The sequence below is a fragment of the Bradyrhizobium paxllaeri genome (assembly GCF_001693515.2).
Taxonomy (GTDB): domain Bacteria; phylum Pseudomonadota; class Alphaproteobacteria; order Rhizobiales; family Xanthobacteraceae; genus Bradyrhizobium; species Bradyrhizobium paxllaeri.
Window position 1 is genome coordinate 4,650,357 of record NZ_CP042968.1, and the last position, 13,130, is coordinate 4,663,486.

Here is a 13,130-nt window from a genome sequence, read left to right on the forward strand (position 1 = left end):
TCATTTGAACGCCAGCTTCATGCCGGCGATGAAGGCGCGCGGCGAACCGGCGTAGATCGATCCGGTGGTGCTGAGGCCCTGGAGGCCGCCTGCTGTAACCGTGTTTCCGATATTGTTCGCGGAAGCCACATAGGTCCGGTCGAACACGTTCCTGACCTCCACAAAGAGGTTCAGCGACTTGAAATAGTCGGAGATGAGGTCCGTCTTGTAGTGGACGTTGAGATTGACCAGCTCATAGCCGGGGGCTTTCTGCAAATTGGCGTTGTCCATGTAGAAGGAATCCTTCCACTGGACCTCGACGAATGCTCCGAGCCCTGCAAGCGGCCCCCACATCTGTTCGTAGCCGAGCCGCGCTGTGAGTTCGTGCGGCGAGATGCCTGGAATCTTGTTGCCTGCGCGGTTGAAGCTGAAGACCGTCCCGCCTGCGCCTTGGCTTCTGATGTCTTCGGTATATTCGGTGTAGTACTGATCGAGATAGGTATAGGCCGCGGTGAAGCGCCAGCCGGGATAGAACTTCCAGTCAGCAGCCAGCTCTACCCCGCGATGCTCGGAGCGCGGCGCGTTGAAAGAGTAGCTCGTATTGGGCGCTCCGGCCGGAGTCGCCTGCGTCACCAGCTCGTCCTTGAAGAATTCATAGAAACCTGTCGCGCTGAATTTGAGCGTGTTGTTCGGCGTCCAGTCGAAGCCGAGATCGTAACCAAGGTTCTTCTGCGTCTTCAGGTTCGTGTTGTTGCCGTTCTCGCCGGTTGAAACAACAAACAAATTGCCGATCTGCGGCGTTCCGTAGCCGGTGGCGGCTCTGGCACGGAACAGCCATTCACTATTCAGTCGATAGAGCAGCGCAAGCTCGGGTGCCGTGTTCCGGAACTGCTTGTCCGCGTTAATCGCGAGAGGAGGAACGTTCTCAGTACCCGTCGTCTGATTCTTGTATATCGTGTTCAGTCCCTTCAGGGTGGTCGTCTCCCAACCGATCCCCGCAACAGCAGTCAGTTGCGGCGTCAGCTTCAATTCCTCGCGCGCACGAACGCCGTAGTTCGTAGTCTCGCTCCAGGTATTGCTCTGCAGCCTGCCCAGCGTCGCGTTGCCGCCCGGCATGACGAATCGCGAATCGCTCGAGGCGGTGAGCGTGTTGTAGAAGGCCCCGAAATAGGTGGAGGACTCCAAGCCGAAGATTTCGCCGCGCTTGGTGATATCGCTCATGTAGTTGTAGGACGGAAAATCGCCGATCGCGCTGGTAGAACCGGTCGGTTGGCTGATATTTCTGTCGTCGAAAACGAACTGATTGCGCCACGTCGTCGTGTTGTCGAAATCATGCTCCCATCGGCCGCCGACGATCGTTCGCCTGTCGTCGCGTCCAAGGCCTGCCTGAGTAGCAGTCTGAAGCGTCGTCGGGCCGTTAAAGCCATTATTGAACAATGCCACCGTCGGGCATCCGAGCGTGAGCGGCGTGGCCGTCGTGCAGCCCTGCTGGTATGGGTTCTGATAATATTGGGTCAGCGTCTGGCGGAGCGGCAGCCTTGTATCGAGATTGTTGTTGATGAACTTGACGGTGAAACGGTCGTCGGGCGTCGCGTGCAGCGTGCCGAGGAAATTCACCGTCTGGGTGTTGAACCAGCTATTGCCGATAAAGCCGTCGCCGCGCGCGTCGCTCGTGAACAGCGAGTATTCGAAATTGCCGACCTTCTTGCCCGCGGCGAGATAGTTGTTGAGATAGCCGAAGCTGCCGCCCTCGACGCCGTATTCGACCCCGTCGATGGTGCGGCCCGGGCGGGTGCGGAAATTGAGTGCGCCGCCGGTCGCGTAATTGCCGAAGAGCGCGGACGACGGACCGCGGATGACGTCGATGGCGCTATAGGCCTTGGGATCGATCAGGTCGCTCCGCGAAAGCCCATCGGGCTGGGTGACCGGAAAGCCGTCCTCGAAGATCACGAGATTGCGGATGCCAAAGCCGTTGCGGGCATTTGAACCGCGGATCGAGATGCCGATGTCGCGGGGGCCATTGCCCTGCTTCACCGAGATACCAGGGCTCTCGCGCAGCACGTCGGCTACGGAGAATGCCGGCCGGTTGTCGAACTGGCTGCGATCGATCGTGGTCTGGGTCTGGCCGGCCGGGGCCTGGTACAGCAGCGCCCGCGCCACGCTCGGCGTGATGCCGGCTGTCAGGGAGGAAGCCGTTGGCGTAATGGGCACAGGCTGCCGCACCTGCGTCCTGGCGGCGGAACGCGCCGCCGGCTTGCGGGCCGCGGGCCGGGCCGCGGCGGGCCGCGGCGCGTCGACCGTCACGGCCGGCAAGCTTTGACTGGCCGTCTGCGCCTGTGTCGCCGAGGAAAACGCCAACGAGACGCCGCACAATGCGAGCGCGCTCACCCCGGCAAGGGCACGATAACGAAACATGGGAACGATCCTGACGCCGGTCTTTTGCCGGCCAGCTCATGTGAATCAACCGGGACGGCCGAAGGCCGCACCAATTTCGACAAGGATGCAGGTCAGGAAACGGAGGGGGGCGCGCGCGCCTGCGCGTGCGAGCCGGCACGGGAGGCGAACCGGTCGGGGACGAATTCGATCCAGACCACGCGCTCGGGCTGGCGATCGATTGTAACGATGTAGGCTATCTCGGGCGTGTCGACCGGGGTACCGGTCTGCAGCACGCTGCAAACCGAGCAGCATCCGTCATGGGCGCGGTGATTGGCCTGGTCGGCCTGCCCGGCGCCGGGTGCGCCATTGCCGTGGCAGATCACAGCGCCGGCCAGCGGATCGGAGGCCGCGATGCTGGCCGCCCAGCATGCGCCGATCGGTGCAAAAATCTGCACCAGCAGCGCAATCAGGACTATTGGCAGGAAATTCTTCAGCCGCCGGCGCATCACTAACCCATCCGCTTCAGACCTTAGTCACCATGGAGTCCGAAGTCGAGAAGAGGTTCCCGGAACTATGTTGCAGCTTCAAGGAGTAACCTTGGCGAAAAGGAATGCATTTTACGCCGCAGGCAGGGCGCCCTACCCCGATACCAAGCCTCGGGGGTATTGCATCTAAATCCACAACCATCAGTAGCAGCTTCTCAATCATTTCGCAGCGTGCTGGAATTTTGAACAAACGTTGCCGAAAATGATGACAAGACGAAAAAGATGGTCTACCAATTCAAGCTCAGGCTGGCCGAGAGGTTAAGCTTGGTGGTCCAAGTCTCGGGAGGAGCCCTGACGCGCACAAGCAGCGTCGCCTCGACAATCAAGATCAAATCTAAATTTTCGAGGAAATTAAGGGTCGACACAATTTTTGAGCAGGGCTCCGAGCCCTGCTCTTTTTTTTTCGAGACGATCGCAAACAACAATGACGGCATCGTCAAATCCAATCGAGCAAAGCTTTGAACTCGCTGCCGAGCGCTGCGCGGATCTGACGCCGCTGGTCTATCGCCGCCTGTTCGAAGCGCACCCGGAAGCGCAGACGATGTTCCGCACCGAGGGCAGCGAACTCGTCAAGGGTTCGATGCTGGCGCTCACCATCGACGCCATCCTGGACTTCGCCGGCGAACGCACCGGCCATTTCCGCCTGATCACATCGGAAATTTCCTCGCACGACGCCTACGGCACGCCGCGCGAATTGTTCGTCGCGTTCTTTGCGATCATTGCGCAGACGCTGCGCGAGATCATCGGCGCGGACTGGTCTGATGACATCGACGCGGCGTGGCGGACATTGCTCGGCGATATCGAAAGTCTCGTTGCAGCGCAGTGAAGCGACGAGCACCAAGGTTTTCCTGATCTCATTGATACGGACGATCAAGTCATCCGGTGGCGGAACCGCGCCGAGTGTGAAAGACTGCCTCGATCCGCGGTGCGTGCAATCGACACCGACGGCGATAACAAAGACAAAGCGAGGGAGCAAACGATGTCCGGAACTGACAAATCCGCAACGACCAGACGCGACCTTCTTCAGGCGGCGGGCGTAGCTGGCGCAGCGACCGCCCTGCTCGGGGGACTGGGCATAAACCCGGCGCTGGCGGCCGCCGCACGCTCGGAGAAACCGCTGAAGGCGGCGTTCTCCAACGCCGGCCTGCAGGCCACCTGGTGCGCCCAAGGCAAGCAGGCGGCCGAATGGTGGGGCAAGCTATTCAATGTCGAAGTCACCTGGTTCGACGGCCAGCTCGACGCGGTCAAGCAGCGCGCCGCGATCGACAACATGGCCTCGCAGAAATGGGATTTCGTCGCCATCCAGGCGTTCGGCATCGGCACGCTGACCCAGCCGGTGAACAAGATGATCGATGCTGGCATTCCGGTAATCGACATGGACACGCTGATCGCCCCGCTGGACCAGATCAAGGTTCATTCGTTCCTGGCGCCCGACAATGAATTCATGGGCGCGTCCGTAACCCAGGCGCTCTGCAACGCCATGGGCGGCAAGGGCAAGATCATCATGACGCAGGGCGCGCTCGGCCATACCGGCGCGCAGGGCCGCGCCAAAGGCTTCGAGTCGGTCGTCAAACAATTCCCGAACATCGAAGTGCTCGACACCCAGCCGGCCGACTGGGACGTCTCCAAGACGGCGCGCCTGTGGGAGACCTATCTGACAAAGCATCCGCAGATCGACGCGGCGTTCTTCCACAATGACGACATGGCGCTGGCCGCCTACAACATCATGAAGGCGCGCAACCGCACCAACATCCTGATCGGCGGCGTCGACGCCATGCCGCCGGCGATCCAGGCAGTGAGCGAAGGCCGTATGTTCGCGACCGTGCGTAACCCCTCCTGCCGCATCCATGGCGGCGCCATCGTTGCCGGCGTTGCCGCGGTGACCGCTGGCGAGAAGAGCGGCCAGGGTATCCCCAAGCACGTCATCACGGACGGACCGGTGGTGACGAAGGCCAACGCCGCCGGCATGCAATGGATGGAGGACCACTTCCTGATCTGAGCCCCATCCCGTGGGAACGCCCATCCTCGAACTGCAAGAGATCACGAAGGCCTTCGGCGGCGTCGAAGCCCTTCGTGGTGTCGACTTCGCGCTTGCCCCCGGCGAGATCCACGGTCTCGTCGGCGAGAACGGCGCGGGGAAAAGCACGCTGATGAAGATCATCGCCGGCGTGCACGCGGACTTTTCAGGCCGCTTCATCCTGGATGGAAAGGAAACCCGCTTCCGGTCGGTGCGCGACGCGCATGCGGCGGGCATTGCGATGGTCCATCAGGAGCTCAGCGTGGCACCCGATCTGTCGGTGGCCGAGAACGTGTTTCTCGGCAACCAGCCGACCAACCGCCTCGGCTTCGTGCAATGGCGCCGCATGGCGCGGGAAGCCGGTGAACAGCTCAAGCGCTTCGGCATCGATGTCGACCCGGTGTCGCGGCTCGGCGACCTGCCGATCGGGTTGCAGCAACTGATCGAGATCGCCCGCGTGCTGTTCTCGGGCGCCCGCATCATCATCCTGGATGAGCCGACCTCGGCGCTGTCGCCGCCCGAGGTGGAGCGCCTGTTCGCGACGCTGAAACGGCTGCGCGACGAAGGCACCAGCATCGTTTTCATCTCGCATTTCATCGAGGACATCCTGCGCGTCTCCGACGTCGTGACGGTGTTCCGCAACGGCAGGAAGGTCGCGGAGACCAGGGCCACTGAGACGAGCAAGCCCGCCCTGATCGAGGCGATGATCGGCAAGGGCCGCGAGGCGCTGGAGGAGACCTATACGCACGACATCATGCTGCCGCCGCCCGCCGAGAGGCCTGTGGTGCTGAACGCGAACGGGCTGTCGCTCGCCCGCAGCCTGCGCGATGTTTCGTTCGACGTCCGCGCCGGCGAGGTGCTCGGCATCTACGGTTTCATGGGCTGCGGCCAGCTCGAGCTGGCGCGGATCCTGTTCGGCAAACTGAGACCCGACCAGGGCTCGCTGACGGTGGCGGGCGACCAAAAGACCTTCCGCAGCACGGCCGATGCGCGGCGCGCCGGGATCGCCTTCGTGCCCGAGAGCCGGCGCGACATGCTGTTCCACCAGGAGCCGGTCTACAAGAACATCTCGATCAGCGTCCTCGACCGGATTTCAGCCCTGCTGCTCAAGCCGTCGCGCGAGCGCGAGATCGCCGCGCGGCAGGTCGACCAGCTGCGGATCCGCCCGGCGGCGGTGGAGCTCGATCTCGGTATGCTCTCAGGCGGCAACCAGCAGAAGGTCGCGCTGGCGAAGTGGCTGAGCTATCCGCCGCGGCTGCTCGTGCTGTGCGAGCCGACCCGCGGCATGGACGTCGGCGCCAAGGACGACGTCATCCACATCGTCAGGGATCTGCGCGCCAAGGGGCTCGCCGTCATCGTGCTCTCCACCGAGCCGGAGACGGTGCTGTCGCTCGCCGACCGCGTCATCGTGCTCAAGCGCGGCGCGGTGGTGCGGGAATTTGCCAACGAACGGATCAGCAAGGACCGCCTGCTCGAAGCGGCGTGAGGAGACCGACATGACTTCAGGTGAAAGCGTGACAGTCCCCGCTTCGGACCGCAAACGCCCGCACCGGCTTGCCGCGATCCTGCGCTCGCAGATGCGCAACATCGCGCCGTTCCTGACGCTGATCTGCCTGTTTTCCTTCTTCGCGGTCGCAAGCCCCTCCTTCGCGACGCTCGACAATTTCGGCAACATCCTGACGCAAATATCGGTCACCGGCATCATCGCGGTCGGCCTCACCTTCGTGATCCTCTGCGCCGAGATCGACCTCTCGATCGCGGCGATTGCCAACGTCACCGGCATTGCGGTCGCCTATTTCACGCTGCAGGAATCCTACGTCAACATCGCCAACGTCCCGATGCCCGGATGGGCCGCGATCCTGCTGGCGCTGGCGCTGTGCGCCCTGCTCGGCCTCGTCAACGCGTTCGGGCTGACCGTGATCGGCATCCCCTCCTTCATCATGACACTAGCGATGATGCAGATCGCGGCCGGCATCTCCGCGCTGCTCGTGCGCGGGCAGATCGCATACAAGGTGCCGCCGCTGGTCTCGACGCTGGGGTCAACATCGATCGGTGGCATTCCCTGGATCGTGATCGTGGCAGCTCTCATGCTGCTCGGCGGCCATCTGGTGCTGACCTACACCCGCTTCGGCCGCTACGTCTACATGGTCGGCGGCAACCGCGAGGCCGCCGAATATTCCGGCCTCAACGTCAAGCTCATCCTCGGCAGCGTCATGGTGATTTCGGCCGTCTGCGCCGGCATCGGCGGCATGCTCGGCGTTGCGCATTTCGGCAGCGCGCAGCAGAACGAGTTCGACACTTACTTACTAGACTCGATCGCCGCCGTCGTGGTCGGCGGCACCAGCCTGTTCGGCGGCCGCGGCGGCATCGGCAACACCATCGTCGGCCTGTTCGTGCTCGGCGTCCTCAACAACGGCCTCGACCACGTCAACATCGACAGTTTTCTGAAGATATTGATCCGCGGCCTGATCCTGCTGGCGGCGCTGATCATCAACGTCTATGCACAGCGATTGCGGGAGCGGACCGCAGAATAGCAGCGCTCTCGTGTCCCGGACGCGGTGCAGCGCGCCCCGGCGATGCGAAGCATCGACCGGTATGCTACGCCATAGAGCCGGGATCCACCGTCCCATCGGCATCCGATCGGTAAGAGAAGCTACAGACTTTCTTCAGGGTCGATGCAATGCAGTCATCGAGCGCGCACTTAGACAAGCGATGACACAAGGCCTGACCGCCGTTCCACCCGGCCGCTTTCGGCTCACCATTGAGGAGGAATGGACGACATTTATAGCAGACAAGAACAAGTAAGGTCCGCTTCGGCAGCTAGGGCCTCGCCCGCCGCTTTCGTCACGACGCTGACGCTCCGGAATGCGGCCGCATCCGCCATCGTCGCGCGCATCGGCCGGAGGCTGCGCGCCTCCGAGATCGGTCGGCTTCAGCTCTCTGCCTTGGCTTCGATCTTGGCCGGCGCTGCGATCTTGTCCTTCATTTCTTCGCAGATCTTGCGGACTTCCGCCGTTACCAGCGAGCAGTTCTCGATTTGCAGGAAGACGCGTTTGGCCTCGGCGCGGTAGCGCGCTGCGGTTTCCTTCAATTCTTCCGTCACCACGAGCGCCTCGCGGGTCATGGCCTCGCATAGCCTGGCTTGCTCAACGAGTTCAACGCCCAGAGCCTCGATGTCCTTCGCCGCCGCTTCATATTCGCGGACGACAGCTTCCGCCGAAAGCTTTCCGATCTCCGTGGCCCCGTCGCTATGCTCCACATAATCCGGCATCCCCAGATCCGGAGCACGCACGGAGGGCGGTGCAAATTCGGTCGGCCCGGATTCGTGAGGCGGCAGTTTGCGAAACTCTTTTTCAATCTCTCGTTCAAGATCTATCGCATCTAAAATCGGCGGTTTTGCTGGACGTACCACGGGGGTGCTCCTTGAATGAAAATACGAGCAGACACTAAAATCTCTCGAAATGTGGCTTAGACGGTTAGCCTGCCCGTGGAACCGAGCAAACCAAATCCCCTGGTTAAGCTTGCTGCTTAACCTTTATGTCCGCGCTCGCGGTTAATTCTGGAACCACGAGGGATTGCCGTCATCGCGGCCATGCACGATTCGGCGGTAATGGAGGGTTCGGCGACGAGGGTGATAACCCGGTAGTGATGCCTCAACCGCTACCTCTGTGATATAGTTCTACGAAACACAATCGAGGCTACGCATGGAGAAATACGGAGCCGGGCCAATTGTCGTCTCGGACTATGATCCGAATTGGCCGACGCAGTTCGAGCAGGAACGCACTAGGATCAAGGCTGCTCTCGGTTCGTTTGCTTTGGTCATTGAGCACATCGGCAGCACGGCGATCCCGAATCTCCCGTCGAAACCCATCATCGACCTGTTAGTGGGCGTGCCCAGCCTTGAAGAGGCGAGAAAACAATGCGTCGGGCCGATTGAGGCGCTCGGCTACAAATACCTGCCCGAATATGCGTCGTGGCTCCCTGGCGAGTTGTTCTTCCGCAAGGGTCCTCCGGGACCGTGGACACATCATATCCACTTAATGGAGTCGTCCAATCCTCGCTGGGAAGCATTTCTGGTGTTTCGCGATTATCTTCGAGCACACCCTGAGACAGCCATGGCCTACGCCAATATCAAGCGCGCGCTCGCAGCCTCATCGAACGACAACATAGCGGCCTATCGAAACGGCAAGACGATTTTCGTCGAAGAGACGACGGCCAAGGCCCATGCGTGGCGCGCGCATGCGGGAGATTAGGCGGCCCTACTCTCATTCGGCGAAATCCGGCTGCCAAGCGCGGACTTCCCTTGCCGCTTTGGTCACGGCGCCAATCGTCGGGAACGATTCCGCATCCACCATCATCGCCCGCGCCAGCCGCAGGCTTCGCGCCTCGCACACCGCTCGCCGCTTCGGGTCTTCGATCAGCTCGAAATCGATGTTGTGGGCGAGCCCCAGAATGCGGCGGATGATTTTCGCGGCCGAGAAGCCGACAGTGTCGCGGAACAGCCGCGCCATATAGGCCTGCCGCTCGACCTCCAGACGCGCAGCGCCGGCCTCGCCGGGAAACAGCATTCGCGGATAGGCGTCGCCGTGGCCTTCCGTGCGCCAGAGCTCGAGGAATTCGCTGGCGAACTCGGTCCAGACGTCCTCGATCGTTTCCAGCACCCAGGCCTCGAACAGCCGCCGTTCGCCCACCGAGCGCTCGTGACCGGCGGACGCCAGATACGCCATCAGGAGATTGGCGATGACCGCGCCGATATCGAACCCCATCGGTCCGTAGAACGCGAACTCAGGATCGATCACCATGGTCGCGCTGTCCGTCACCATGATCGAGCCGGTGTGGAGGTCGCCATGGATCAGCGCTTCCGGAGAGGCCATGAATTTGAGCTTCAGCCGCGAGATCGCAGCATGCAGGTCGAGGTCTTCGCGAAAAGCCGCGGCGGTCGCATCGAGCCACGGCTCGGTCCAGCGGTTCTGCTCGGCCACGCGGTAGGGATCGGTGAAGATCAGGTCTTCCGTGATCTTGCAGAGCGCGTGGTTGCCGGCGAAGGCGGCGATCCCCTCCTTCTTGTGCGCAGCGGTCACCGCCAGATCGGAAGAGAAGAACAGCGTGCGTGCCAGAAACGTCGTGATGTCCCCGGCGAAGCGCGGATAGAGCGCACCGGCCACCAGCCCCTTGCGCATGATGACATGCGGCTCGAGCAGCTCCATGACGACGAGCGCCAGCGCCTCGTTGTGGTGCAGCACCGCAGGCACCAGCCCGGGCGCCAGCCGCGCCTGATGCGTCAGCGCCAGATATTCGTAGTGCGAGCGCGACAGCGGCAGCGGCCAGCTTTCGCCGACGAGGCGCACGTAAGGCAGCGCCTGCTTGACCGCGACGCCGCCCGCCGCGCCCTTGACGATAAAGACGAGGTTGAGGTTGCCATCGCCGACTTCGCTGATCGACCATGATGCCGGAGCACCGCCAAGGCGGGTGGCGACCTCGGGAAGGCCTGCGAGATAATCCCGCAGATCGGCTTCGTGCAGAATTCGATATTCGTCCTGCCGCGGATCGGCCGACGATCGGCGCTGTGAACTCATCGTGGTCCCCCCGTTACCGGCGCCGGGAGTTGCGGTTCACTCCCGTTTCACGAAGCTTGAGCCGGCCTTTTGTTGACCGGATCATAGCCGCAAGGCGCGGCCGGCGGCCAGCGCGTTCACCGTCCGCAGTTATCCGAGCGTCTCAAATGAGCTGCGCGAGCCAGATGGTATGACCACCGCAATCGGGGTCCTCGACGATATGCGAGACCACACGAAACCTGTTCTGATCGAGGAGCAAACGATATTCGGCGGGGTCGAGGCTCGCATGATACAGCGGCTCGTCGCCGAAATTTCCGATCGCCTCGCCATGCACGGGGCCGCTGGTGAACATCAGCACCGCGTCTGGCGCTGCGTGCTCCCGAAACACCGGAAACATCCGGCGCTGGTCGTCGTAAGAGAGATGAAAGAAACTGTCCCACGCCAGGATGCCGGAAAACTGCCGCCGCAAGGCAAGCTTGCGCATATCGGCGACCGTCCATTCCTGCTTGGGAAAATGCTTGCGGCAGGCGTCGATCATGGCCGGAGAGGAATCTACGCCAGTGACGGGATGACCAAGCCCGATCAGATACGCGGCCATCGGCTGGGCGGAGCCGCAACCGAGATCGAGGATCGCGCCCGCCGGTGGCAACAGCGCCCGGAACCGGTCGAGCCAGGGCTTTTCAATAAGTTTGGTGAGTGCGCGGCTCTCGATCCAGTCGCGCGCCTTGCGCTGGTACAGGTCGATGATCCGCGATGCTTCCGACGCCACTTGCAAATCCGCGCGCCACGCCCCCGCCTAAAATGTTTCCCGTTCCAGGAAGTTCGATCCGATATCGGCCTTTTTCTTGATCGGGTCATAGTCGCAATAGACGCTGTCGGCGACCAGCGTGTAGCTCGGGATGATCGTGTCCTTGTTCAGCTTGACGGAGGTCAGGCCGATGACGGCGGTCTGCTTGCCGTCGGTCCATTTGAACGGGGTCGTGCTTTGCGCCCGCTCGCAGGCCGCGACTGCATCGGCAAAGACCGAGCCTTCCACGAACGCCTTGACGGTTCGAAGCTGCCCCAGGGTTTTCCAGTTCATGTAGAACGAGCCGGCAAGGCCGGCGGCGAGCAGAACCACAAACAATAATAAAATGCGCTGAAAATTCATCGCTTTCCCCCAGCCGGAACCGACCCGGCGGCATAACTAGCCGATCCCGCCGCATTTGTCAGAACCGGAATTTACTCTTTGAAGTCGACTGGCGGCTATTGTCCCGACCGCCGGGATGTGACTAACGGTATCATCCGGCCCCACAAGATCGGATCAGGGACATCCGATGACGACTGACGATCTGGAAACGATTGCATTGCGGCCCACCGTCATTGGCGGCGCCCGCCAGGACGACGACTTTGAGGTGGTCTGGCGCGGCTTCCCGGTCGGACGGATCATGAAGCAGGCAGATGGCCCGCACTGGTGGTGGGCCTGCACGGCCTATGGGCTCCCCCCGACCCCCAATGACCGGGGGGTCGCCATCAATTTCAAGGACTGCCAGGTCCGCTTCCGGCTCGCCTGGGCCAGAATCAGGCCCACACTGACCGAGGAAACCATCCAGGCCGCAGCGCGGCACGCCGAAGAGCTGGTGCAGCAACAAGCGGCGAAGGAAGCAAAGCCCAAGGCGCCTGAAGCGCTTCAGGTGATGGACAACCATCGCGCCGCGCCCCGGCACCGGGTCTTGAAGGCAGGATCGATCGAGTTCAATGGCGGCGTCATCGACTGCACCATCCGGAATATATCGGATACGGGCGCCGCGATTGAGGTCGCCAATCCGCTCGGCATTCCCGATACTTTCTGGTTGCAGATCTCCGGCAGTCAGACCCCTCGCCACTGCCACGTTGCCTGGCGAAGTGACAAGCGGATCGGCGTCGCATTCGACTAGAGCTTTTCCCGTTCCGAAGAATAGGAACGGGACTCTCGGTTGGGAATCAGAACGGCAGGCCCATCAGCTTCGACAGCCGCTCAATGTTCAGAAGACCCTGATGATAGGCCCACATCCCGATGCCGAACACCACGCCCGAGATCAGCGTGGTCCAAAGCAGCTTCCACCCCATCCGCGCCATGACCGGCGCGCCGGGGTCGGTGCCGGGCGCACCCTCGCCGTCCTCATGCTGGCTGCGAACACCGAACGGCAGCGTCACGAACAGCACGACCCACCAGAGCACGAAGTAGATCGCAAGCGCGGTTGAGATGCTGTAGGCCATGAGGGCTCAGGCCTGTTCGATTTCGACAAGCGCGCCGGAGAAATCCTTCGGGTGGAAAAACAGCACCGGCTTGCCGTGGGCGCCGATCTTCGGCACGCCGTCGCCGAGCACGCGCGCGCCCTCTGCGATCAGCTTGTCGCGCGAGGCGATGATGTCTGATACCTCGTAGCAGATGTGATGGATGCCGCCGTCGGCGTTGCGCTCGACGAATTTGGCGATCGGCGAAGCGTCGCCGAGTGGCTGGATGAACTCGATCTTGGTGTTGGGCAGCGTCACGAACACGGTGATGACGCCATGCTCCGGCAGCGGCACCGCGCCGGAGATTTCAGCCCCGAACGCGCCACCATAGATCTTGGCGGCCTTTTCCGCATCCTTGACCGCGATCGCCACGTGATTGAGCCGGCCCAGCATGACACTCCA

Annotated in this window: 15 protein-coding genes; 6 read left to right on the top strand and 9 right to left on the bottom strand. The window is 62.2% G+C overall.

From position 1 onward, the window contains the following. The 3 genes from LMTR21_RS22195 to LMTR21_RS22205 all read right to left on the bottom strand — a co-directional run bounded on the left by LMTR21_RS22195 (position 1) and on the right by LMTR21_RS22205 (position 3,334). Complete coding sequence (locus tag LMTR21_RS22195) at positions 1 to 2,394, bottom strand: TonB-dependent receptor family protein (protein WP_065750688.1); 2,394 nt, start codon at positions 2,392 to 2,394, stop codon at positions 1 to 3. Positions 2,395 to 2,486: 92 nt separating this feature from the next. Continuing rightward, positions 2,487 to 2,861 carry a DUF2946 domain-containing protein gene (locus LMTR21_RS22200; protein ID WP_065750687.1) on the bottom strand — a complete coding sequence of 125 codons (375 nt, stop codon included), beginning with the start codon at positions 2,859 to 2,861 and terminating at the stop codon, positions 2,487 to 2,489. 266 nt (positions 2,862 to 3,127) lie between these two features. Further along, complete coding sequence (locus tag LMTR21_RS22205) at positions 3,128 to 3,334, bottom strand: hypothetical protein (protein WP_065750685.1); 207 nt, start codon at positions 3,332 to 3,334, stop codon at positions 3,128 to 3,130. Here LMTR21_RS22205 and LMTR21_RS22210 point away from each other — a divergent pair. From LMTR21_RS22210 to LMTR21_RS22225, 4 genes are all read left to right on the top strand, one after another. Next, entirely contained in the window at positions 3,325 to 3,726 is a 402-nt protein-coding gene (locus tag LMTR21_RS22210) for a globin (protein ID WP_065750684.1), read from the top strand. The two genes, LMTR21_RS22205 and LMTR21_RS22210, sit on opposite strands and share 10 nt — an antisense overlap. 153 nt (positions 3,727 to 3,879) lie before the next feature. Then, a complete protein-coding gene (locus LMTR21_RS22215) occupies positions 3,880 to 4,899 on the top strand; it encodes a sugar ABC transporter substrate-binding protein (RefSeq protein WP_065750736.1) in 1,020 nt (339 codons plus the stop codon). Between the two features lie 10 nt (positions 4,900 to 4,909). Further along, positions 4,910 to 6,403: a sugar ABC transporter ATP-binding protein gene (locus LMTR21_RS22220; RefSeq protein ID WP_065750683.1), complete on the top strand. Its 1,494-nt coding sequence runs from the start codon at positions 4,910 to 4,912 to the stop codon at positions 6,401 to 6,403. A 10-nt stretch (positions 6,404 to 6,413) separates the two neighbouring features. After that, positions 6,414 to 7,451, top strand: a complete 1,038-nt coding sequence (locus LMTR21_RS22225; RefSeq protein ID WP_065750682.1) for an ABC transporter permease — start codon at positions 6,414 to 6,416, stop codon at positions 7,449 to 7,451. Between the two features lie 398 nt (positions 7,452 to 7,849). Here LMTR21_RS22225 and LMTR21_RS22230 read toward each other — a convergent pair whose 3' ends face one another. Beyond that, a complete protein-coding gene (locus LMTR21_RS22230; RefSeq protein ID WP_246173959.1) occupies positions 7,850 to 8,329 on the bottom strand; it encodes a hypothetical protein in 480 nt (159 codons plus the stop codon). 292 nt (positions 8,330 to 8,621) lie between these two features. Here LMTR21_RS22230 and LMTR21_RS22235 point away from each other — a divergent pair, with 292 nt between their 5' ends. Then, a complete protein-coding gene (locus tag LMTR21_RS22235; protein ID WP_065750681.1) occupies positions 8,622 to 9,170 on the top strand; it encodes a GrpB family protein in 549 nt (182 codons plus the stop codon). A gap of 12 nt (positions 9,171 to 9,182) precedes the next feature. Here the strand turns inward: LMTR21_RS22235 and mtnK are convergent, their stop codons facing one another. From mtnK to LMTR21_RS22250, 3 genes are all read right to left on the bottom strand, one after another. Further along, positions 9,183 to 10,493 (bottom strand): S-methyl-5-thioribose kinase, encoded by a 1,311-nt coding sequence (mtnK, locus tag LMTR21_RS22240; protein WP_065750680.1) that lies wholly within the window; start codon positions 10,491 to 10,493, stop codon positions 9,183 to 9,185. 142 nt (positions 10,494 to 10,635) lie between these two features. After that, positions 10,636 to 11,241 (bottom strand): class I SAM-dependent methyltransferase, encoded by a 606-nt coding sequence (locus LMTR21_RS22245; protein WP_065750679.1) that lies wholly within the window; start codon positions 11,239 to 11,241, stop codon positions 10,636 to 10,638. A 27-nt stretch (positions 11,242 to 11,268) separates the two neighbouring features. Next, entirely contained in the window at positions 11,269 to 11,622 is a 354-nt protein-coding gene (locus LMTR21_RS22250; RefSeq protein ID WP_065750678.1) for a hypothetical protein, read from the bottom strand. Positions 11,623 to 12,148: 526 nt separating this feature from the next. On the opposite strand from LMTR21_RS22250, the gene LMTR21_RS22255 reads away from it, so the two are divergent. After that, positions 12,149 to 12,388, top strand: a complete 240-nt coding sequence (locus LMTR21_RS22255) for a PilZ domain-containing protein (RefSeq protein WP_065750734.1) — start codon at positions 12,149 to 12,151, stop codon at positions 12,386 to 12,388. A gap of 46 nt (positions 12,389 to 12,434) precedes the next feature. Here the strand turns inward: LMTR21_RS22255 and LMTR21_RS22260 are convergent, their stop codons facing one another. Continuing rightward, positions 12,435 to 12,710: a DUF1467 family protein gene (locus LMTR21_RS22260; protein WP_065750677.1), complete on the bottom strand. Its 276-nt coding sequence runs from the start codon at positions 12,708 to 12,710 to the stop codon at positions 12,435 to 12,437. Positions 12,711 to 12,716: 6 nt separating this feature from the next. Further along, positions 12,717 to 13,121, bottom strand: coding sequence for a methylmalonyl-CoA epimerase (gene mce, locus LMTR21_RS22265; RefSeq protein ID WP_065750676.1), 405 nt, complete (start codon positions 13,119 to 13,121; stop codon positions 12,717 to 12,719). Positions 13,122 to 13,130 lie beyond the last annotated feature (9 nt).

Bases quoted from the DNA above. Each gene is read 5' to 3' on its own strand.
- LMTR21_RS22195 (WP_065750688.1), bottom strand. From the start codon at position 2,394: ATGTTTCGTTATCGTGCCCTTGCCGGGGTGAGCGCGCTCGCATTGTGC.
- LMTR21_RS22200 (WP_065750687.1), bottom strand. From the start codon at position 2,861: ATGCGCCGGCGGCTGAAGAATTTCCTGCCAATAGTCCTGATTGCGCTG.
- LMTR21_RS22210 (WP_065750684.1), top strand. From the start codon at position 3,325: ATGACGGCATCGTCAAATCCAATCGAGCAAAGCTTTGAACTCGCTGCC.
- LMTR21_RS22205 (WP_065750685.1), bottom strand. From the start codon at position 3,334: ATGCCGTCATTGTTGTTTGCGATCGTCTCGAAAAAAAAAGAGCAGGGC.
- LMTR21_RS22215 (WP_065750736.1), top strand. From the start codon at position 3,880: ATGTCCGGAACTGACAAATCCGCAACGACCAGACGCGACCTTCTTCAG.
- LMTR21_RS22225 (WP_065750682.1), top strand. From the start codon at position 6,414: ATGACTTCAGGTGAAAGCGTGACAGTCCCCGCTTCGGACCGCAAACGC.
- LMTR21_RS22235 (WP_065750681.1), top strand. From the start codon at position 8,622: ATGGAGAAATACGGAGCCGGGCCAATTGTCGTCTCGGACTATGATCCG.
- mtnK (WP_065750680.1), bottom strand. From the start codon at position 10,493: ATGAGTTCACAGCGCCGATCGTCGGCCGATCCGCGGCAGGACGAATAT.
- LMTR21_RS22250 (WP_065750678.1), bottom strand. From the start codon at position 11,622: ATGAATTTTCAGCGCATTTTATTATTGTTTGTGGTTCTGCTCGCCGCC.
- LMTR21_RS22255 (WP_065750734.1), top strand. From the start codon at position 12,149: ATGGACAACCATCGCGCCGCGCCCCGGCACCGGGTCTTGAAGGCAGGA.
- LMTR21_RS22260 (WP_065750677.1), bottom strand. From the start codon at position 12,710: ATGGCCTACAGCATCTCAACCGCGCTTGCGATCTACTTCGTGCTCTGG.
- mce (WP_065750676.1), bottom strand. From the start codon at position 13,121: ATGCTGGGCCGGCTCAATCACGTGGCGATCGCGGTCAAGGATGCGGAA.